The organism is Cyanobium sp. ATX 6F1 (assembly GCF_024346315.1).
Classification (GTDB): domain Bacteria; phylum Cyanobacteriota; class Cyanobacteriia; order PCC-6307; family Cyanobiaceae; genus ATX-6F1.
The window spans coordinates 55047-73944 of sequence record NZ_JAGQCS010000008.1 but is presented as its reverse complement, the minus strand read 5'-3'; the positions used below and the strand labels follow the sequence as shown (position 1 = coordinate 73944).

At 68.9% G+C, this 18898-nt stretch carries 17 protein-coding genes and 1 tRNA gene; 4 read left to right on the top strand and 14 right to left on the bottom strand.

Features of this window, described 5'->3' with window-relative positions; translation table 11 throughout:
- Window positions 1-3 precede the first annotated feature (3 nt).
- The 7 genes from ppc to KBZ13_RS12285 all read right to left on the bottom strand — a co-directional run bounded on the left by ppc (window position 4) and on the right by KBZ13_RS12285 (window position 10073).
- Window positions 4-2985 carry a phosphoenolpyruvate carboxylase gene (ppc, locus tag KBZ13_RS12315; protein WP_255009673.1) on the bottom strand — a complete coding sequence of 994 codons (2982 nt, stop codon included), beginning with the start codon at window positions 2983-2985 and terminating at the stop codon, window positions 4-6.
- Between the two features lie 31 nt (window positions 2986-3016).
- On the bottom strand, window positions 3017-4174 hold the full coding sequence (gene gshA, locus KBZ13_RS12310) for a glutamate--cysteine ligase (RefSeq protein WP_255009529.1): 1158 nt from the start codon (window positions 4172-4174) through the stop codon (window positions 3017-3019).
- Window positions 4171-5736: an anthranilate synthase component I family protein gene (locus tag KBZ13_RS12305; protein ID WP_255009527.1), complete on the bottom strand. Its 1566-nt coding sequence runs from the start codon at window positions 5734-5736 to the stop codon at window positions 4171-4173. Before KBZ13_RS12305 ends, gshA begins: the two co-directional genes overlap by 4 nt.
- Window positions 5737-5805: 69 nt before the next feature.
- Window positions 5806-6237: a photosystem I reaction center subunit II PsaD gene (locus KBZ13_RS12300; RefSeq protein ID WP_255009525.1), complete on the bottom strand. Its 432-nt coding sequence runs from the start codon at window positions 6235-6237 to the stop codon at window positions 5806-5808.
- A gap of 109 nt (window positions 6238-6346) precedes the next feature.
- Window positions 6347-7726, bottom strand: a complete 1380-nt coding sequence (locus tag KBZ13_RS12295) for a sensor histidine kinase (protein ID WP_255009524.1) — start codon at window positions 7724-7726, stop codon at window positions 6347-6349.
- The gene (gene rodA / locus KBZ13_RS12290; protein WP_255009522.1) at window positions 7723-9003 is read right to left on the bottom strand and encodes a rod shape-determining protein RodA; all 1281 of its coding nucleotides are present in this window, start codon (window positions 9001-9003) and stop codon (window positions 7723-7725) included. Before rodA ends, KBZ13_RS12295 begins: the two co-directional genes overlap by 4 nt.
- Window positions 9000-10073 (bottom strand): Mrp/NBP35 family ATP-binding protein, encoded by a 1074-nt coding sequence (locus KBZ13_RS12285; RefSeq protein WP_255009520.1) that lies wholly within the window; start codon window positions 10071-10073, stop codon window positions 9000-9002. The genes rodA and KBZ13_RS12285 overlap by 4 nt, the downstream gene beginning before the upstream one ends.
- 255 nt (window positions 10074-10328) lie before the next feature.
- Between KBZ13_RS12285 and hemF the strand changes: the two genes are divergently transcribed.
- Window positions 10329-11306 carry an oxygen-dependent coproporphyrinogen oxidase gene (hemF, locus tag KBZ13_RS12280; RefSeq protein WP_255009671.1) on the top strand — a complete coding sequence of 326 codons (978 nt, stop codon included), beginning with the start codon at window positions 10329-10331 and terminating at the stop codon, window positions 11304-11306.
- On the opposite strand, the gene KBZ13_RS12275 is transcribed toward hemF, so the two are convergent.
- Together KBZ13_RS12275 and KBZ13_RS12270 are read right to left on the bottom strand one after the other, a co-directional pair.
- Window positions 11233-12036, bottom strand: coding sequence for a dehydrogenase (locus KBZ13_RS12275; protein ID WP_255009519.1), 804 nt, complete (start codon window positions 12034-12036; stop codon window positions 11233-11235). The two genes, hemF and KBZ13_RS12275, sit on opposite strands and share 74 nt — an antisense overlap.
- An 11-nt stretch (window positions 12037-12047) precedes the next feature.
- A complete protein-coding gene (locus KBZ13_RS12270; protein WP_255009517.1) occupies window positions 12048-12602 on the bottom strand; it encodes a cofactor assembly of complex C subunit B in 555 nt (184 codons plus the stop codon).
- A gap of 103 nt (window positions 12603-12705) precedes the next feature.
- Here KBZ13_RS12270 and KBZ13_RS12265 point away from each other — a divergent pair, with 103 nt between their 5' ends.
- Window positions 12706-13359 (top strand): ribonuclease D, encoded by a 654-nt coding sequence (locus KBZ13_RS12265; protein ID WP_255009515.1) that lies wholly within the window; start codon window positions 12706-12708, stop codon window positions 13357-13359.
- An 18-nt stretch (window positions 13360-13377) separates the two neighbouring features.
- Here KBZ13_RS12265 and KBZ13_RS12260 read toward each other — a convergent pair whose 3' ends face one another.
- Window positions 13378-13635 carry a hypothetical protein gene (locus tag KBZ13_RS12260; RefSeq protein ID WP_255009513.1) on the bottom strand — a complete coding sequence of 86 codons (258 nt, stop codon included), beginning with the start codon at window positions 13633-13635 and terminating at the stop codon, window positions 13378-13380.
- A gap of 9 nt (window positions 13636-13644) precedes the next feature.
- Window positions 13645-14901: a lipid-A-disaccharide synthase-related protein gene (locus KBZ13_RS12255; protein ID WP_255009512.1), complete on the bottom strand. Its 1257-nt coding sequence runs from the start codon at window positions 14899-14901 to the stop codon at window positions 13645-13647.
- Between the two features lie 43 nt (window positions 14902-14944).
- Here KBZ13_RS12255 and KBZ13_RS12250 point away from each other — a divergent pair.
- Window positions 14945-15015 (top strand) — tRNA-Cys (locus KBZ13_RS12250).
- A gap of 27 nt (window positions 15016-15042) precedes the next feature.
- On the opposite strand, the gene KBZ13_RS12245 is transcribed toward KBZ13_RS12250, so the two are convergent.
- Window positions 15043-15558, bottom strand: a complete 516-nt coding sequence (locus tag KBZ13_RS12245; protein ID WP_255009510.1) for a hypothetical protein — start codon at window positions 15556-15558, stop codon at window positions 15043-15045.
- A gap of 210 nt (window positions 15559-15768) precedes the next feature.
- Between KBZ13_RS12245 and KBZ13_RS12240 the strand changes: the two genes are divergently transcribed.
- Window positions 15769-16758 (top strand): aldo/keto reductase, encoded by a 990-nt coding sequence (locus KBZ13_RS12240; RefSeq protein WP_255009508.1) that lies wholly within the window; start codon window positions 15769-15771, stop codon window positions 16756-16758.
- Between the two features lie 32 nt (window positions 16759-16790).
- On the opposite strand, the gene KBZ13_RS12235 is transcribed toward KBZ13_RS12240, so the two are convergent.
- Window positions 16791-17453, bottom strand: a complete 663-nt coding sequence (locus tag KBZ13_RS12235; RefSeq protein ID WP_255009506.1) for a hypothetical protein — start codon at window positions 17451-17453, stop codon at window positions 16791-16793.
- 121 nt (window positions 17454-17574) lie between these two features.
- On the bottom strand, window positions 17575-18609 hold the full coding sequence (purM, locus tag KBZ13_RS12230) for a phosphoribosylformylglycinamidine cyclo-ligase (RefSeq protein ID WP_255009504.1): 1035 nt from the start codon (window positions 18607-18609) through the stop codon (window positions 17575-17577).
- Window positions 18610-18898 lie beyond the last annotated feature (289 nt).

The following is an 18898-nucleotide window of genomic DNA, read 5'->3' as shown; positions in this document are numbered from 1 at the left end:
TCCTCAGCCGGTGTTGCGCAAGCCGGCGGCAATTCCGTTGATGGTCAGGAGGGCACCACGCAGCAGCTCACTGCGGCTGTAGGTGCGGCCGTCGGCCGAGGGGCTGGCTCCTTCACTCATCGGCGGCTGGCGGTTCTGGTCCCGCAGGCGCCGCAGCAGGGCCACCTGCAGGAATCCCAGGGGAATGATCGTGCGGTTGCGCAGATCGACGGACAGTTGCAGGGCGGGATCGCCATCCAGCAGCCGCCGGTGGCCGGTGATGGTGAGCACCAGATCCCTGGTGAGCACGTATTCAGCTGCGATCGCTTCGAAGATCTGCTCGAACGACTCCCGGTGGCTGGGGCGCCCGAGGGCCTGCACGTAGTGGTGGGCCAGATCCAGATCGACTTTGGAGAGGGTCATTTCCACCTTGGAGATCAGCATCCGGAAGAAGGGCCAGCGCTGGTAAAGCAGCCGCAGCAGTTCCTCCTGCTCCCCGTCCCGCTCCACTTCCTCCTGCAGGGCCGCCCCGACGCCGTACCAGCTGGGCAGCAGGAAACGACTCTGGGTCCAGCCGAACACCCAGGGGATCGCCCTCAGGCTGGAGAGGTCCTTGGCGCCGCTCTTGCGCCGGGCCGGCCGGCTGGAGATCTGCAGCTTGCTGATCTCCTCGATCGGCGTGACCTGCTGGAAGAACTCCACCAGGTCGGGGTTGTCGTGCACCAGGGCGCGGTAGTGGGTGCGGGAGCGGGCCGCCAGGCGGCCCATCAGTTCGTTCCAGCTGGGGGTGTCATCGAGGTGGGTGCTCACCAGGCTGTTCTGCAGCACCGCCGTGGTGACCGTTTCCAGGTTGTAGAGGGCCAGCTCCGGCAGGGAGTACTTGGAGGCCAGCACCTCCCCCTGTTCGGTGATCTTGATGCGGCCGTTGAGGGTGCCGCTGGGTTGGGCCAGGATCGCCTGGTAGGCGGGACCGCCGCCCCGGCCGACGGAGCCACCGCGGCCGTGGAAGATGCGCAGGGCCACACCGTGGTCAGTGGCCAGGCGCTGGAGGGCGATCTGGGCCCGGTGGATTTCCCAGTTGCTGGAGAGGAAGCCCGAGTCCTTGTTGCTGTCGGAGTAGCCGAGCATCACTTCCTGCAGGGGCAGCTCGGCGGGGCTGCTGCTGGCCAGCAGCTGGCGGTAGAAGGGCTCGGCGAAGAGTCGCTCCATCACCGCCGGTGCCCGCTGCAGATCCTCCACGGTTTCGAACAGGGGCACCACCAGCAGATCGGAGGAGACGAGCTTGGGGTCCACCAGTCCGGCTTCTTTGGCCAGCAGCAGCACCTCCAGGATGTCGGACACCGTGTGATTCATCGAGATCACGTAGGTGCCGCAGATGCGGGGCCCGAACTCCTGCTGCAGGCGCTTGAGCATGCGGAAGACCGCGAAGGTCTCGCCGCTGGCGGCCGACCAGCGGGCCGAGGCCGGGGCCAGGGGCCGGCGGGTCTGGAGTTCCTGCAGCAGCCAGCCGATCCGTTCCTCTTCCTCCAGTTCCCCGTAGGGCTTGGGCAGCAGCAGGTAGCGGGTGAGTTCGTCGAGGGCTTCGCAGTGGCGGGTGCTCTCCTGGCGGATGTCGAGGCTGGCGAGGGTGAAGCCGAAGATGTGCACCTGACTGAGCAGGGTCAGGATCGGTTTGCAGCTCAACCCGGTGGCATCGAGGCTGTCGCGGATCAGCTCCAGGTCGGTGCGGAACTCATCGACACCGCCGTAGTGCAGCTCCTGGGGGGCCTGGGGGCTGAGGCCGCCGAGGGGGGGCTGGCCCGCGGGGTCGAAGGGGGATTCCCAGCCTGCTTCGGACAGTTGCTGGTTGCGCTCCTGGGTGAGACGCAGGCGCTCGAGGATGTAACTGAGTTTGAGCCTGTAGGGCTCGAGTCGGTAGCGGGCAGCCCGTGCCTCGTAGATCTCCGGAAAGCGCAGCCGGTCCATCTCCAGGGACTCCAGCAGCGGTGCGCTCACCTGACTCCACTGCATCGAGATGCTGAGCTGGTCGCGCAGGTCGTTGACGGCATGGACGTAGCGATCCAGCATCAGCCGCCGCTGGTAACAGGCGGTGCGCCAGGTGATCTCGGGGGTGACTGAGGGATTGCCATCCCGGTCCGCCCCCACCCAGGAACCGAAGGTGCAGAAGGCGTCCCGGGGGGGGATCACATCGGGGTAGCTCAGCTGCAGGGCGCTGTGGAGCCGCTGGCGCAGCTGGGGCAGGGCGTGAAACAGCACCTGCTGGAAGTAATGGAGGGCGTAGTCGACCTCATCAAGCACCGAGGGCTTGAACTGGTGCAGTTCGTCGGTGCGCCACCACAGCCGGATCTCTTCCTCCAGCTGCAGGCGCAGGCTGCCCTGGTCGTCCAGTTCATGCAGATTGCTGTGCTGCAATTGCTGGATCAGCCCCGCCACCCGCCGCTGCTTGTGGCGCACCGTGTGGCGCACGATTTCGGTGGGATGGGCGGTGAACACCAGGCGGATGTCTAGCTCCCGCAGCAGGGATTCCAGCGTGGCGGGGGGCAGGTTGAGCCCCCGCAGCCGACCGAACAACTCCCGGAAGGTGGCGGGATCGGTCTGGTTGGCCAGGGCCGGAATGAACGGGTCGCTGTCGACCTCCTGGTGGATGGCCTTGAGGCTCGCCAGGTAGCTGTCCTCCTCGATGTGCTGCTCGAGGATGTTGACCAGTTGGAAATAGAGGGAGAAGGCCCGGGCCGCCGAGATCGCCTCGGAGAGGTCCATGGCGCTGATCAGGCCGACGATCGCCGCCGCCGCTTCCCCCTCCAGTTCTTGCTCACTGGTGTCACTGAGGCGCTTGAGGCGCAGCAGGCGTTCGGCGTGGGTGGGTGGACACTCGCTGCGCAGCACGGTCTGCCACAGGTCTTCCACCAGCTCGAGCCTCTCCCCCAGGAGCCGGCTGACCTGGGGGGCAGGGGACTGGGCCACGCTGGCGGTGCTCGCTTCAGGGAGGGTCACGGGCTGCCGCATGGGGGCGGACACGGTGGGCAAGGCACCATGATCATCCCAAAGGATGCGCGGCGACTGTCGCCAAGCGTGCGTCCAGGGCATTTTCCCCGGCGGCCATCTCGGCGATCGCGGCGCTGAGGATGCTGGCGATGCTTTCTCCCTGGCGCTGTCTCTCCAACCAGCGCATGGCCTGGTTGCCGTGGCTGAGGATCTCCGCCAGCGGTGCGAGCACGGCGGTGAGGCCCGTCGCCTGGGCTAAGGGGGCGAGCGCTTCGAGTTCCCGCTGGATCCACGAACGCGCCATCACCGGCTCCCCCGTGCGCCAATCCAACAGTTCAGCCTCCAGGCTGGAGCGGGCCGCGGCCCGGTCGTTCTGGTCGGCCAGGGCGGCCAGGGCCGCTGGATCGAGGCAGCTGGCCCGCAGTGGGTCGTGGGCGGCGGGATCCGCCAGCAGTTGCATGAGCCGCAGCTCCGCGAAGGCGGTGATTGCCAGCAGCGCTTCAGGGTCGCTGATCAGGTCGCAGATGCGCAGCTCCAGGCGGTTGAGGCCGTAGGGCCGGTCATCGCCGTTGGGGCGCACGGAGGTCCAGAGGTGGCGCACGTTCTGCATCGATCCCGCCGCCAGCTCCTGGAGCATCCAGTCGATGTAGTGCTGGTGGGAGAGGAACAGGGGCACCTGCGGGGGCGTGAGCGGGAACTGCAGCCAACGCTGGGAATGGGCTCCGGTGGCCTGCCCATCGAGGAAGGGCGAACTGGCGCTGAGGGCCAGCAGCAGGGCCGCCTCGCAGCGGATCAACCGGCAGGCGGCGAACAGCTCCTCCATGGCCGTGATCCCGAAATTGATGTGGACACTGGCGGTCACCACCCGGGTGCCGTAGCTGGCCTCGATGTAGCCGTGGTAGTCGTTGGCCGGGTCGGAGCGCTCGAAGCGGCGGCTGTCCCCGAGGCTCAAGGTGCTGCCCGGCAGCAGGGTGAGGCCGCGGCCGGCAAGCCAGGCGCGCAGGGCGCGGCGTGGGGCCAGCAGCAGGGCGAGCTGGTGGCCGTAGTCGGCATCGGGGGGGGTCGTGTATTCGAGGTTGCGGTGATCCGGCTCGGTCACGAAACCCTCCAGGCTGGCGGCCGCCGCCTCAGCCACTCCCACGACCGTGCCATCGCTCTGGCCGGTGAAGAGCTCCACCTCGAAGCCCTTGAGCAGCGGAGCGACGCTCATCGTCCTGACTCTGCCTGGGTTGAGACGGCCGCCTTGGGCGCTGGCGCATCGGACTCGAGGCAGGCCAGGGCCTTGAGCAGGCCCCGGGCCTTGTTGAGCGTTTCCTGGTACTCGGCTTCCGGCTGGGAGTCGGCCACGATGCCTGCACCGGCCTGCACCTTCACGCTCCAGCCGCCCTCGCTGGCCGGCTGCACCACCATGGTGCGGATGGTGATGGCGGTGTTGAGGGCCCCACCCAGGTCGACGGCGCCGTAGACGCCGGAGTAGGGCCCGCGGGCATCGGGTTCCAGTTCATGGATGAGTTGCATGGCCCTGATCTTGGGGGCTCCGCTCACGGTTCCGGCCGGGAAGGCCGCCATCAGCAGATCCCAGATGTCGCGTCCGTTCTCCAGTACGCCCTCCACGGCGCTGACGATGTGCATCACGTGCGAGTAGCGCTCAATCACCATCAGCTCCACCACCTTGACGCTGCCGGCCCTGCAGACCCGCCCCAGGTCGTTGCGCCCCAGGTCCACCAGCATCACGTGCTCGGCCCGTTCCTTGGGATCGGCCAGCAGGTCTTGTTCATAGGCCAGATCCTGGGCGTCGCTGTCGCCCCGGGGGCGGGTGCCGGCGATGGGACGCAGGGAGGCCTTGACGCCGCCTTCTCCCGGCTCAGCCTTGACCATCACCTCCGGGCTGGAGCCGATCAGGTACCAGCCTCCGAAATTGAAGAAGGCCATGTAGGGGGATGGGTTCACCATCCGCAGGCTGCGGTAGAGGTCGAAGGGATCCCGGTCGATCCGGGTCTCCAGCCGCTGGCTGAGCACCAACTGGAAGACGTCGCCGGCGGCGATGTGCTCCCGGGCGCTGGCCACCGCCGCCTTGAAATCCTCGGGCGTGCGGTTGCTTTGGTTGGGGAGCTCGCGTGCCGGTGTGGGGTTCCAGGCCAGGGGGGCGATCCCGGGGGGCAGGGGCTGGTGCATCTGCCGCTCCAGGGAAGCCAGCCGGGCAAGGGCGGCGTCATGGGCCTCGCCCGGATCGGCGCCTTCGCTGAGGTCGCCGTAGACCACCGCCGTGATCTGGCGCTTGACCTGGTCAAACACCAGCAGGCTGTCCGCCAGCATCCAGCAGCCATCGGGCGGGCCACCGGGATCGCTGGGGTGGATGGGCACGCTGGGCTCGATCCACTGGATCAGCTCATAGCCCCAGAAGCCGAACAGGTGACCCAGGGGCGGCATCCCACTCACCGGGGCGCTGGCGTAGGGCGCCAGGCATTCGCGCAGCAGGTTGAACGGGTTGCCCCGCTGCTCGATCAGCCGCCCATCGCGCCAGCGTTGCTCAGCCAGCTCGCCTCGCACCGTCAGGGTCCAGAGCGGATCACTGACCACGTAGCTCCAGCGGCCCACCTGCTCGCCCCCTTCCACCGACTCCAGGAGCACGCCATGGCTGGCGCTGGCACCCACCTTCAGCCAGGTGGTGAGGGGGGTTTCCAGATCGGCGGGCCAGCAGCTCCAGACCGGCAGAAAATTGAGCCCTGCCGCCGCCTGTTCCAGAAAGGCCGTGCGATCAGGGAAGGGCATCTCGGTGTCGGGCGGGCAAAAAAAACGGGGCGCCACGCACCCCGCCTTTCTAGGTGGTGACCCGAAGGATCAGGTGTCGAAGGTGTTGCGACCAGAGAACTTGAGGTTGGCCGGATTGGGGTTGTCGCCGATGCGACGGGGGTTGTGGCCCACGATCGAACGACCTTCGTTGACTTTTTCGGGGAAGACTCCGTCTTTGGGGTGGAGGTACTCGGTGTCGCCTCCTGGGAAGATCCGGTAGATCTTGTAATCCTCGATGCGGGGCTTGAACTTGGTGCGCAATTGGGTGCCGAGGGCCAGGCACTGCTCCTTGCGCGCGAAATACATGATGTTCTCCCCTTCGTTCATCTCGGCGGCACCGCCGGTGGGGAGTTCAAACGCCTGGGCTTTGGAGCTGGTCCAGGTGATGGCGTACTTCTCCTCGGTCTCAGCCGAGTTCAGCAAGCCGCCCGTGCTGCCGATGTACTTCGGAAGTTGACCGCTCAGCGCCGTTGCTGTCATGGCTGTTCCTTTGGTGGGGGTGTCGGCAGGCCGTTTCGGCTGGAAGCTAGCACTGGGTTTTGGCACCTCCCCAGGCGAGCCGGGCTGTCTTCACACCCGTCAACAAACCTCAGCGGGAGGGGCCGGCGCCAGCCACCGGGAAGAACACCGTCAGCCCCCGGTCGCCCCGTTCGGTCAGGCGGCCGCCGAGGCTGTGGAACAGCCGCTGGGTGGCCTGGCGGCTGAGCTGCAGGCTGCCCGTTTCCGGGTTCCAGCTCAGCACCGGCCCGATCGCTTCACTGCTCGATCCATCGTCGCCGGAGACCGCCGCCTGGGGCAGCTCAGATCGACCCACCCCATGGAGCCGCAGCTTGAGGCGCGAGCCTGCCGGCTGGAGACTGATCTGCACGGTCGCGCCCCCCGGAAGGCGCCGGCTGAAGCGGTCGATCAGGCCCCCGAGCATGGTCTCCAGCCGGCTTGGATCGCTTAGCACCGGCGGCAGGCCAGGGGCGATGTCCAGCTCGAGCTGCAGGCCGCGGCGCCGCAGCTGCTGCTGCCAGAGCTCCTCCAGACGGATCAGCAGCTGGGCCAGGTCGGTGCGGGCCAGGGGCTGCTCGCTGCGGGGGAGCCGTTGCAGCTCAGCCGCATGGAAAATCAGTCCGAAGCGGTCGATCTGTTCGCTGCATTCCCCGTCGATGGCGTGCAGGCGCTGGCGCACCAGGGCGGGCAGATCGCTGCGGTGCAGAAGGGAGCGGATCAGCGTGCGGATCGTGGCCAGGGGGGTGCGCACCTCATGGGTGAGGGCCTCCAGCAGGGCCAGTTCGCTGCTGGCCCTGTTCGTCTCGCCCATGCCCCCATGGACCATGGGCTGCAGGGTGACGCTCGGGGCCATGGACGCCAGCCGCTCCGCCAGCCTCGGCCAGAAGGTCGAGGCGAAGTTCCCATCCCCGTGCAGTTCACCAAGGGCACCGATGGCCTTGCGCAGTCTCTGGCCCGCCGCCGGGTTGGTGCGCCGGAGCCGCTGGTCCAGCAGGGTGAGGGTGGCTGAAAGGGTGGCCGGATCGAATCGCACCACCAGCTGGCGGCCATCGGGGGGGCCGTGCAGGGCCAGAGCGACCTGCAACCTTGGGGTGATCACCAGCAGCAACGGATCGGTGCCGTCCTGCCCCTCGAGGGTCAACCGTTCGCAGCTCTCGCCGGCCGCCAGCGGTGCCCCCGGCCCCGGGGTGGCCCCCGGCAGCAACGGCGCTCGGTGGCCCAGCAGGGTGCCAAGTTCCTCAGGGGCCCAGACCCAGCCCCGCATCTGGCGCAACAGCTCGGGCTCGTGGAGGGCCGGTAGGGGGGAGGCGATCCAGACGCCTTCCATCGCTGGGCGGGGCAGCAACAGCTCCTCCTGGAGGGTGGCCAGGGCCGCCCACCACTGGCGGCGCGCGGCATCCTCGTCGCAGCGGCCCGGGGGCACCCCTGCGGCCAGCAATCGGCGCAGGGCCTCCAGGCTGGTGTCGCTCACCAGCGCCCCTGGACCGCCTGGCTGCGGTGTTGGACCGAGGCACACAGCCCCAGGGAGATGAAGTTCACAAGCATCGCGAAGCGGCCATAACTCATCCAGGGCAAGGGGATGCCCGTGACGGGCCCCAGGCCGATGGTCATCGAGATGTTCACCACCACCTGAAACATCAACATGGCGCCGATGCCGACCACCACCAACGATTCGAAATCGGTGCGCGCCCGGCCGGCGATCTGCAGCAACTTCCAGCAGAGCAGGGCGTAGCCGATCACCAGCAGGATCGAGCCGACGAAGCCTGTTTCTTCCCCAAGGGCGCTGAAGATGAAGTCGGTGTGCTGCTCCGGGATGAAGCGCAACTTGGTGAGGTGCCCCTGCATCAGGCCGGTGCCGAACAAGCCCCCCGAGCCGATGCCGATCTTGCTTTGCAGCAGGTGGTAGCCGCCACCGAGGGGATCCTTGGAGGGATCGAGGAACAGCACCAGCCGATCCCTCTGATAGTCCTTCAGGCCATGCATCCAGAGGTAGGGGGTGAGCAGGGCGAACAGGCCCTGCACGGCCAGGGTGATCACCACCCCCAGCCGCTTCCAGGGCAGGGAGCGCCAGGCCAGCAACCCCATCAGCGGCACCCAGGCCGCCAGGGCGAGGGGCAGAACGCCGGCCAGGATCGCCGCCACCAGAGGTGAGAGCAGCAGCACTACCCAGGCCAGGGGCATGCCGGCCCAGAAGAGCATCGGCAGCAGCACGGCTCCGAACACCAGCGAGGTGCCCAGATCGGGCTGGATGAACACCAGCAGCCAGGGCAGGGCGATCAGGGCGGCGGGCCGGTTCAGGTCGACGGGCCGCTCGATCGGGTAGCGAGCCAGCACCCCAGCCAGCAGCAGGATCGCCGCCAGCTTGGCGAACTCCGAGGGCTGCACGTGCACCCCGGCGATGTTGATCCAGCGCTGGGCCCCCAGGGCGGAGGTGCCCACGAAGCGCACCCCCAGCAGGCTCACCACGGTCAGGGCATAGAGCGGTTTCAGCCAGCGCTCCAGGCGCTCCAGGGGCAGGCGGCGCAGCAGCAGGGCCAGGGCGATGCCGATGGCGGCGGTGATCCAGTGCTGGTACCAGTCGGCGTAGTCGGCCTGGCGCTGGGTGCTGGCGATCAGCACCCCGGCCACCAGGGTCATCGCCAGGGGGACGCCCCAGAGGATCAGGTCCACCCCCTCCAGCACGTGGCGGCGGGCGGGTTTGCTGGCGGAGAACACGCTGCGCCGGCGCCCGATCCTGAGGATGGTCATCCGGCCGGCGTCGGGATCGGCAGGCCCAGGGCCAGCTCGAGGAAGGCCCGGGCACTGGCGGAGTCGGGCTGGGCCAGCACCACGGGCCGACCGCCATCGCCGCCATCCACCACCGCCAACTCCATGGGGATCTGAGCCAGCAGCGGCACTCCGGCCTCCTCGGCCAGCAGGGCACCACCGCCGGAACCGAACAGCGCGTAGCTGATCTCGGGGCGGTCGGGAGGGATGAAGGCGGTCATGTTTTCGACGACCCCCAGCACCGGCACCCCCAGCTGCAGAAACATCGCCAGCCCGCGGCGGGCATCCTGGAGCGACACCTTCTGGGGGGTGGTCACAATCAAGACCCCTGCCATCGGGACGGCCTGGGCGAGGGAGAGCTGGGCGTCACCGGTGCCCGGCGGCAGGTCGACCACCAGCACATCCCGTTCACCCCAATCGACTTGATAGAGGAACTGGCGGATGATCCCGTTGAGCATCGGCCCCCGCCAGATCACCGGTTGGTTCTCCTGGATCAACAACCCCATCGAGACCATGGCGATGCCGCAGGCTTCGACCGGCGTCAACATCTGTTGATCACCGCTGCCACGTACCTCGGGGGTGCGATCGGCCACCCCCAGCATGGTGGGTGCATTCGGGCCGTAGATGTCGGCATCCAGGAGGCCCACCCGCAGGCCCGAGCTGGCCAGGGCGCAGGCCAGGTTGACGGCCACGGTGCTTTTGCCCACCCCACCCTTGCCGCTGCTGACGGCGATCACCTGCTTCACGCCAGGGATCGCCTGGCGCTCTGCTCCCCCCTGACCATGACCCGCCTGGCCGATCGGGGCCGCCGGCGCCTGGGCGAGTTCGATCTGCACATCGTTGACACCCTCGAGCTCCAGCAGGGCCGCGCGGGCTTCGCTGGCGATGCGCTCCCGCTGGGCGTTGGCGTAGCCCGGCAGGGCAAGGCGGAAGACCATGCGCTGGCCCTCGGCGCGCACCTGATCAATCCAGGCCAGCTCCAGCAGGCTGCGTCCACTGCCGGCGTCCTTCAGGGGCGCCAGGGCGCTGAGGGCCTGTTCAGCGGTGGCCATGCACTGGGGCAGAGAGGGCCTGGATCCTAGGAGTGACGCCGCGCCCCGGGGCGAAGCAGCCCCCAGCCGATGACAGTCCCTCTCGAAGGCTTGTGGCCTGGGGTGGGAGGCTGGAAAGGTGAACACGTTTCCAGCGCCGTACGGGCGCGGCTTGCAGTGGCGGATTCAGCAGTGGCAGCACAGGGTGTGACGGCCGGAGCCCCGGCCCCGGAAGCGCCCCCCGCCGATTCGCGCCAGCGGGCCAAGGCCCTGCTGATGGGTCTCCAGGAGAGCATCTGCGCGGGCCTGGAGACCCTCGATGGCGAGGGACGTTTTCAGGAGGAGAGCTGGATCCGCGACGAGGGGGGCGGCGGGCGCTCGCGGGTGATGCGCGAGGGCCGGATCTTCGAGCAGGGTGGCGTGAACTTTTCCGAGGTGGAGGGGGACAACCTGCCTGCCTCCATCCTCAGCCACCGGCCCGAGGCTCAAGGGCAGCGTTGGTTCGCCACCGGCACTTCGATGGTGTTGCACCCCCGCAACCCCTACGTGCCCACCGTGCACCTGAACTACCGCTACTTCGAGGCGGGGCCGGTGTGGTGGTTCGGCGGCGGGGCTGACCTCACTCCCTTTTACCCTTTCCTGGAGGATGCGCGCCACTTCCACCGCACCCTCAAGGGCGCCTGCGACAGCGTCGATCCGGCCTATTACCGGGTGTTCAAGCCCTGGTGCGACGAATACTTCTTCCTCAAGCACCGGGGCGAAACCCGGGGCGTGGGCGGCATCTTCTACGACTACCAGGACCCCGCCGGTCGGCTCTACAAGGGCCAGGACCCCGAGGGTCTGGCGGCGGCGGCTGGAGCGGCCGAAGGCGACCGGCCCCGCAGCTGGGAGCAGCTGTTTGCTCTTGCAGGGGCCTGCGGCAACGCCTTTCTGCCCAGCTACGTGCCGATCGTGGAGCGGCGTAACGATCTGGCCTACGGCGATCGCGAGCGCCAGTTCCAGCTCTACCGGCGCGGTCGCTACGTGGAGTTCAACCTGGTGTTCGACCGGGGCACGATCTTCGGGCTGCAGACCAACGGCCGCACCGAGTCGATCCTGATGTCGTTGCCGCCGCTGGTGCGCTGGGAGTATGGCTACGTCCCCGAGCCGGGCAGCCGCGAGGCCCTGCTCACCGACCTGTTCACTCGGCCCCAGAACTGGCTGGACGACCCCAGTCTTGACGAGCGCTGTCGGCCGCACCAGGCGGTTGGCTGAGGCCCTGCTCCAGGGCGCTCACCACCCGCTCGGCGATGGCGGCCAGGGCTGCCTGCCGGTGGGCGGGGCTGCGCAGGGAGGCCTCCAGGGTGCCTTCCAGCTTGCCAATCTCCAGGATGGCGATGCCCCGTTTAGGGCCCCCGAGGCCATTCCGGTAATAGAAGGGGTAGGCGCCAAAAGCCAGGGCCAGGCTTTCATCCAGGCGGCTGGGCTGGGCCTGGAGCGGTGGGATTAGGCCGGAGCCGTAGCCATCGGGTCCGTAGGCATCGAAGTGGATTTCCATGGCGTAACCTCCGGCGGCCACGAACTCACGACCCACGCTCCAGGTGGTGCGCGGGTCGTCGCCACTGGCGATGCTGCGCAAGGGCGGGTCGTAGTAGCGGATGTTCAGGCCCCGTCGTTGGCCGAGGACCACCACGGCCTGGGCCGTCTGCAGGTTCCAGTAGAGCTCGTCGGTCATCGAGGGGTCCATGGGCGCCCAGCGAGCGAGGGCCACCGCCGCCCCCGGCGTACCGGCACCGCCGAGGCCCTGGGAATCGGCGTGGCCCGCCATCACCAGGATCGGGGTGCCCGTGGGCAAGGGCCTTAGGCCCACCCAGTCCTTGGCCAGGGGTGTGCGCGGTCCGGTGAGCGGATCGCGGCTGGGGAGATAGGGGGCCTGGGCCACAGCGCCCGTCGCCACGCCAATCACCAGGGAGAGGGCGAGAAGGGGATGGATCGCTGACTTCATGGCGACGGCTCTCAGATAGGGGATTGCATCAGGGCGCCGTCGCTGGCCAGCTCCAGGCGGGGGCCCAGTTCCAGCTCGAGGGCGATCAGTTCATCGCGGTGGGCGCGCAGGCGCAGGGTGCTGCCTGGGGCGTCATCGGCGCTGAGCAACCGCAATTCCACCCGTTCCTGGCGGCGGGCCCGCCGCTGGTAGAGCACCCCGGCCAGCGGGCCCAGGGCGGTGAGCAGCAGGGGCCACCAGCCGAGGGCCGGCAGCAGCTGGCGCAGCACCAGGCCCAGGCTGGCGGCCCCCACCCCGCCCAGCAGCGAGAGCAGCAGGGCCAGGCCGTTGCTGGCTCCCACGGTTCCGGTGAAGCTGAGCAACCGGCGCTCGGGGTTGCCGGTCTCCGCCTGCCAACCACGGTCCTGCAGCCACTGGCTGAGGCCTCCGAGCACCTCCAGGGGCGGCCGCGGCGAGTGCACCTCCACCACGGTGGTGCGGTCCTTGCTGGCGGCCCGCAGGAAGAACACCAGGCCTATCGCCATCAGCAAGGTCAGCAGCAGGGTGGAGGCCAGGGTGGGGGCCATGCGGTGGGGTATCGCGATGGGACCCATTCTCCCCCACATCCCCGGGCCGGCGCGGGGGGCTCGTACGAGGCTTTGCCACCATGGCCGCAACTGCCTTGCTGCCATGGCTCCCTCCTCCGCCCCCGCCGCCGCGCCCGCCCGCTTCGCCGTCTTCGATGGTGACCTCGACGCGGAGTGGCAGGCCCTGTTCTCCGCTTCCGGCTCGCTGGCGGTGGACACCGAGGCGATGGGCCTGATCCATGGCCGCGATCGGCTCTGCCTGGTGCAGATCGCCGACGACCAGGACAACGTCTGCTGCCTGCGCATCGCCCGGGGCCAGAGCGAGGCCCCTTTGCTCAAGCAGGTGCTGGAAGCGCCCGGGATCGAGAAGGTGTTCCACTTCGCCCGCTTCGATGTGGCCGCCCTGGCCGAGGGGCTGGGGATCGCCGTGCAGCCGATCTTCTGCACCAAGGTCGCCAGCCGCTTGGGCCGCACCTACGCCCCGCGCCATGGGCTCAAGGATGTGGTCCAGGAGCTGGTGGGGGTGGAGCTCGACAAGCAGGCCCAGAGCAGTGACTGGGGCCGGGTGGACGAGCTCAGTGAGGCCCAGCTGGCCTACGCCGCCAACGATGCCCGCTACCTGCTGGCGGCCCGGGACCGCTTGGCGGCCATGCTCGAGCGCGAGGGGAGGCTGGAGCTGGCCCGCCGTTGCTTCGCCTGCATTCCGGTGTTTTCGGATCTGGATCGGGGGCGCTTCGGCTCGGTGTTCGAGCACTGATGTTCGAGCGACCCCTTGTCAGTCCTCGTCCATGTAGTTCATCTCGCTCGCGACGGCGGTGAGCAGGGAATTCAGCATCTGGCCGTGGGCGGCGCTGCCGGCGCGGGCGTCCTCGGCCATCCGCTCGGCGAGTTCGATCTTGGCCTCGATCGCCCGCAGACCTTCCTGGGCCGCCCGCAGATCCACCCTGCGGCGGGCTGAGGCGAGGCTGATGTTCAGCAGGCTGGCCAGCTGGCCATAGGCCGCGGCATACGCCTGGTTGGTGGGGGCGGCCATGGCGTTGGATCAACTGGTCCCATCTTGACCCGGAGCCCGCAGCAGCTCCCGCTCGATGGCGGCGGCGATCCGGGCACTCCCGCCCGGTGGTCCCATGCGACGGCGGCCGATGGCTCCCAGTCGTTCCCTCAGCGCGCCATCGGCCAGCAGATGTTCCACTCCCTCCGCCAGCTCCGCCGCGTTCATGCAGACCCGCACGGCCCCTCCGAGCAGGCGGCTCTGGCGGCGGGCGAAGGGGGCCTTGAACTGGGGCCCGGGACCCGGCAGCGACAGGGCCGGGCAGCCCAGTCCCACCACCTGCTCGGTGGCGGTGCCGGCCGTGGCCACCGCCAGGTCGGCGGCCCTGGCCCAATCCGCCAGCTTCCCAGGGCCCAGAAGCAGCCGTAGGGGGCGCTGGTGATGCCGCCAGGCGGCCACGGCGCCGCTGCCGTTCGGCAGGGGGCTGCGCTCCAGGCCGAGCCGTTCCAGGATCGCTGCGATGGCCTCCTCCCCGGGCTGGCCGCCGGTGGCCGCCAGCACCTCCAGGGGCTGCCGGCAGCGCAGCAGGGCCTCGATCAGACGTTGAAGGTTGCCGATCGCTTCAGGGCTCCGGGAGCCCATCAGCAGCAGCACGCGCCTGGCTCCGCCACTGGGGGGCAGCGTGTCTGCCGATGCGCCGAGGCCGTCCATCATTGGATTTCCCGGGGCCAGGGCCCGCACCCCGTGGCGCCGCAGTCCCCGGGCGGTGAGCTGGTCGCGGACGGCCACCAACCGGCAGCGCCTCTGGCCCATCAGCGCCCATTCCCAGGGATCCCACTCGCTGCCCTTGAGCCGGTGGTAGGCATCGGCGAACAGCTGGTGGCCTGGACCGCTGCGCCAGGTGTAATCGCTCTTGGGGGTGCCGATGAAGCCAAAGGGGGCGCCGCTGGCGCCCGCCAGCAAAAGGGGCAGCAGGTCGCCCACCGCCAGCAGCGGCTGACCGCTCGCCCCCCAGCGCCGCACCAGCCTCCATTGGCGCAGGCTCAGCAGCGGCAGACCCGCCGCCAGATCACGCCCCAATCCCCGCAAGCTCTGGTTGCTGAAGCCGCCGCTGGGCAGGCGCTGGCGGGGGCCAACCCTTCGCAGCGCTCCCGTGGCTTCGAGTCCGGCAAAGGCGTCTCCTTCACCCACCAGGGGCAGCACGGCCAGCTGCAGTTCGGGTTGCCGCCGGCGCAGGGCGAGGATGAGGCGAAGGGCGATCTGATCCTCCCCGTGGCCGTTGCTCAGAACCAGCAGACGGGAAGGCATGTCATGGCTGATACGATCCGCTGCAGGGAGTTTGCTCCCCACCGGCGGCATGGCCAAGTGGTAAGGCAGAGGATTGCAAATCCTTTACCCCCAGTTCGAATCTGGGTGCCGCCTCTTCGTTGAGGGCTGGGGCCGCTCCGGTCAGAAGCTGGCCTGGGCGCGCCAGCGCTCGCCGCTCAGGGCCTTGGCCTCACAGCTCACTTCGCTGGGGCCCACCTGGCAGCTGCCATCGGCGGGCCACGCCTTGGGCAGTCCTTCGGCCAGCCCGCGTCCATCGAAGGAGCTCTCGCTGACGCTGCTCAGCTCGGCGCGCACCGGAGCCACCGGCTCGCATTTCCCCTGGCGGCAGCGCATCGGTTGTTGGCCCTTGGGCAGCACCCCGACGAACACGAGCAGGTTGCTGCCGTCCCGCTTCGGGCCACTGGCGATGAAACGGATCGTGAGCAGCCCTTCGACGGCCTGGTCCACCTGCACCCGGCCGCAGCGGGAGGGCTCCTGGCCCTCCAGGTTGCGCTCGCACTTGCCTACGTCCCACTGCCAGCGTCCGAAGCCCTCGGCCCCGTCGCCGGCGAACGAGGGCCCCAGGGGGGCCAGGGCTGCAAGCAGGACAGCCACTGCCAGGGAGGCGAAGGCATGGCGGCCTGAAGGCGGGTGCACCGTTCTGGTCGCCCGCTTCGCTGTCCCGACGGGCGAGCCCGGAGTCACCATCGCGTTCGGCTGAGGAGTAATCCCATTGTGGTTCGCCAGGTGCGGACTCAATAGCCCCCATCGGCCACGCACATCCCCTGGCAGCGAAGACCATTGCTGGCTGTGCGCAGGCAGTGGAGGCAGAGGATGGGGTCCGATCCGACGGGCTCAGGCGTGGAGATGGAATCGGGCGCGGGGCTGGTCACCGAGCAACCCGGGATTGGAGTGGGGACTTGGTCCTGGGGCAACCGTTTCCTCTGGGGGTATGAGCCGGAGCTCCATGATCCCACTCTCCGCGCCACCTTCCTGCGGGCGGTGGCGCTCGGTCTGCGCTTTTTCGACACCGCCGATTCCTATGGAACGGGCCGTCTGGCGGGCCGCAGTGAGACGCTGCTGGGCGCCTTCGCCGCCGCCTTGCCCGAGCAGCGCCGGCAGGAGCTCACCCTCGCCACCAAGCTGGCACCGTTCCCCTGGCGCCTGGGCCAGGGCGGCTTCGATCGGCCCTTTGCGGCCTCACGGGAGCGCTTGCAGGGCCGGCTCGATCGCGTGCAGTTGCACTGGAGCACAGCTCGCTACGCCCCCTGGCAGGAGGCACCGCTGCTGGATGGTCTGGCCCGGCTGGTGAGTGACGGGGCCGTGGCCAGCCTGGGCCTTTCCAATTTCGGCCCGCGGCGGCTGCGCTGGGCCCATGAACGGCTCCAATGGCAGGGGGTGCGGCTCGCCAGCCTCCAGGTTCAGCTGTCCTTGCTCGCTCCGGCGCCGATCCAGCCGGGGGGTGTGGCGGAGGTCTGCCGGGAGCTGGGGATTCAGCTGATCGCCTACAGCCCCTTTGCCCTGGGGCTGCTCACCGAGGGCCCGGCCTCGGAGCGGGCCTTACCGGCGGGTCCCCGCGGCAGCCTGTTTCGCCGGCTGCGGCCCCGGATCCAGCCGCTGCTCGAGGAGATCGGACGCATCGCCGATCGGCACCAAGCCACAGGCGCCCAGGTGGCCCTCAACTGGTGCCGCAGCCATGGCGCCATGCCGATCCCCGGCCTGCGCACGGTGGCCCAGGCGGAAGATGCCGCCGCCGCCCTCAGCTGGCGGCTCAGCGCTGCCGAGAGCTCTCGCCTCGATGGGTTGTCGTCGGGGCTGGGGGCGTCGATGCCGGCCAACCCCTTTTCCAGCGACTGAAAGGGGTCCTGCGAGGGGTGTGGGCCGTTGGCTCAGAGCGCCTGGCCAGAGGGATCTGGGGTGAGCACCACGGGCATCGTTTCCCGCCGCACCGGAGGCTCCGGGGATTGCCGCAGCAGGGGCGCCCCGTGGCCTGACTCTGGCCCCAGAGGGCCAGAGAGCGCCAGGCTGGCGGTGGGCTCTGGGTTGTCGCAGGCGGCCAGGGCCTCCTGGAGCAGCGAATCGAAGATGACGATGGGCAGCCGCTGGCGGGCGATTTCGAGGAAGGCGCTGCTCACCGATTCGCCGGCGGCCGAGGGCAGCCCCGGGTTGCTGCGCCGATGCTCCTGCTCCTCCTCCACGGCGCGGATGAACCGCTCGGTCACATCGCGTTTGGTGGAGGCGCGGATCTGGGTCTCCCGATCGACCGAGGTGAGCGAGAGCTGGCACTCCAGTTCCTGCAGGCGGCGGTTGAGGCTTTCGAGCACCTCTTGGGCCTCCTCAACCACTTTGGCCAACTGGCCATCGGAGAGCCTGGGCAGGTGGGCGACGTAAACCTTGCCGTGGTCCCTGAGGGTGAGAAAGGTGGGCCGGAAATTGCCCCGGCTCGAACCGGGGAAGGCCTCGCGGGGGCGCTGGGGTCGGTTGGGGGGAAGCGGGCCTGCGGAACTGCGGCGGCGGGTGAGCCGTCCCGGCGATGAATTACTGGACGTCAAAAAACGAACCTATGGAGAATGAAACGGATGTCGCTGCGGCGTCGAATGGGTGTGAATCCCTATGGGTCGCACATTAAGCAATAGATAGTGTGCCCCGGCGAATTCGGCAGGACTTGATGCCTCAGCCGGGGAGCCTCACCAGCGCCCCATGGCCCTCGGGATCGTTCTCCACCTGGCCCAGCACCCAGGCGTCGTGGCCGCTGGCGGCGGCGGCGGCCATGGCGGCTCCCTCGGCGCCGTCGGGAACCACCAGGCAAAACCCCACCCCCAGGTTGAAGGTGTTCCAGAGATCGTCCTCGGGGACGCTGCCCTGCTCCTGCAACCACTGAAACAACTCGGGCCGCTCCCAGCTGTTCGGGTCGATGCGGGCCCGCAGCCCACCGCCCAGGCACCGGGGCAGGTTTTCCGGCAGGCCACCACCGGTGATGTGGGCCATGCCATGGAGGGGCACGGACTGGGCCTTGAGAGCGCTCACCAGGGAGCCGTAGAGGCGGGTGGGGGTGAGCAGGGCCTCCAGCACAGGACGGCCGCTGTGGGGCAGGGTGGTGGTGGCCTCGGTGCCGGCGGCCTCAAGGATGCGCCGCACCAGGCTGAAACCATTGCTGTGGACGCCACTGCTGGCCACCGCCACGATCCGGTCCCCGGCGAGGGTGCTGCGGCCGTCGATCAGCTCGTCCTCCTCGACGACGGCCACGCAGAACCCGGCCAGGTCGTAGCGGCCCGGTGCATAGAAGCCCGGCATTTCGGCGGTTTCGCCCCCCAGGAGCGCACAGCCGCTCTGCCGGCAGCCGTCGGCGATGCCCTCCACCACGGCCGCCATGGCCTCGGGGCTGAGCTTGCCGGTGGCGATGTAGTCAAGGAAGAACAGCGGCTCGGCGCCAGTGGTGATCACGTCGTTGACGCACATGGCCACCAGATCGATCCCCACCGCGTGGTGCTGGCCGTGGGCCTGGGCCAGTTCCAGCTTGGTGCCTACCCCATCGGTGCCCGCGACCAGGAGGGGCCGGCGCAGGCCCGCAGGCAGGCGGCAGAGTCCACCAAACCCCCCGAGCCCCCCCAGCACTTCTGGCCGGCGGGTGGAGTCCACGCTGGAGCGGATGCGTTCCACGAAGGCCCGTCCGGCCACCACATCCACGCCTGCTGTGCGGTAGTCCATGCGGGTATCGCCCTTTCCCTGATCCTCCGATGCCATCGCCCCTGGGGCGCCGTTCTTTCCCGACAGACTGTGGACAATTCCATTATTGGCACAACAAGCGATCAGCCGAGCTTATGGGGTCGATTCGGTTGTCTGATCAATTCCGGTTGACGGAGCCGTGTTCAGGCCTGTGGGTGGCAGGGATCAGGCAATTGATGATGAATACTGATCAATCTTGGTCCCACGGCTGCTCACTTTTTTGACTGCATTCACGGGTTAACTTTGCGTCGTTGTCAATTCCCGTTAGGAA

Excerpts from the sequence above, each read along its gene's own strand:
- ppc (WP_255009673.1), bottom strand. The coding sequence starts at position 2,985 with ATGCGGCAGCCCGTGACCCTCCCTGAAGCGAGCACCGCCAGCGTGGCC.
- gshA (WP_255009529.1), bottom strand. The coding sequence starts at position 4,174 with ATGAGCGTCGCTCCGCTGCTCAAGGGCTTCGAGGTGGAGCTCTTCACC.
- KBZ13_RS12305 (WP_255009527.1), bottom strand. The coding sequence starts at position 5,736 with ATGCCCTTCCCTGATCGCACGGCCTTTCTGGAACAGGCGGCGGCAGGG.
- KBZ13_RS12300 (WP_255009525.1), bottom strand. The coding sequence starts at position 6,237 with ATGACAGCAACGGCGCTGAGCGGTCAACTTCCGAAGTACATCGGCAGC.
- rodA (WP_255009522.1), bottom strand. The coding sequence starts at position 9,003 with ATGACCATCCTCAGGATCGGGCGCCGGCGCAGCGTGTTCTCCGCCAGC.
- KBZ13_RS12285 (WP_255009520.1), bottom strand. The coding sequence starts at position 10,073 with ATGGCCACCGCTGAACAGGCCCTCAGCGCCCTGGCGCCCCTGAAGGAC.
- hemF (WP_255009671.1), top strand. The coding sequence starts at position 10,329 with ATGGGTCTCCAGGAGAGCATCTGCGCGGGCCTGGAGACCCTCGATGGC.
- KBZ13_RS12275 (WP_255009519.1), bottom strand. The coding sequence starts at position 12,036 with ATGAAGTCAGCGATCCATCCCCTTCTCGCCCTCTCCCTGGTGATTGGC.
- KBZ13_RS12270 (WP_255009517.1), bottom strand. The coding sequence starts at position 12,602 with ATGGCCCCCACCCTGGCCTCCACCCTGCTGCTGACCTTGCTGATGGCG.
- KBZ13_RS12265 (WP_255009515.1), top strand. The coding sequence starts at position 12,706 with ATGGCTCCCTCCTCCGCCCCCGCCGCCGCGCCCGCCCGCTTCGCCGTC.
- KBZ13_RS12260 (WP_255009513.1), bottom strand. The coding sequence starts at position 13,635 with ATGGCCGCCCCCACCAACCAGGCGTATGCCGCGGCCTATGGCCAGCTG.
- KBZ13_RS12255 (WP_255009512.1), bottom strand. The coding sequence starts at position 14,901 with ATGCCTTCCCGTCTGCTGGTTCTGAGCAACGGCCACGGGGAGGATCAG.
- KBZ13_RS12240 (WP_255009508.1), top strand. The coding sequence starts at position 15,769 with ATGGAATCGGGCGCGGGGCTGGTCACCGAGCAACCCGGGATTGGAGTG.
- purM (WP_255009504.1), bottom strand. The coding sequence starts at position 18,609 with ATGGACTACCGCACAGCAGGCGTGGATGTGGTGGCCGGACGGGCCTTC.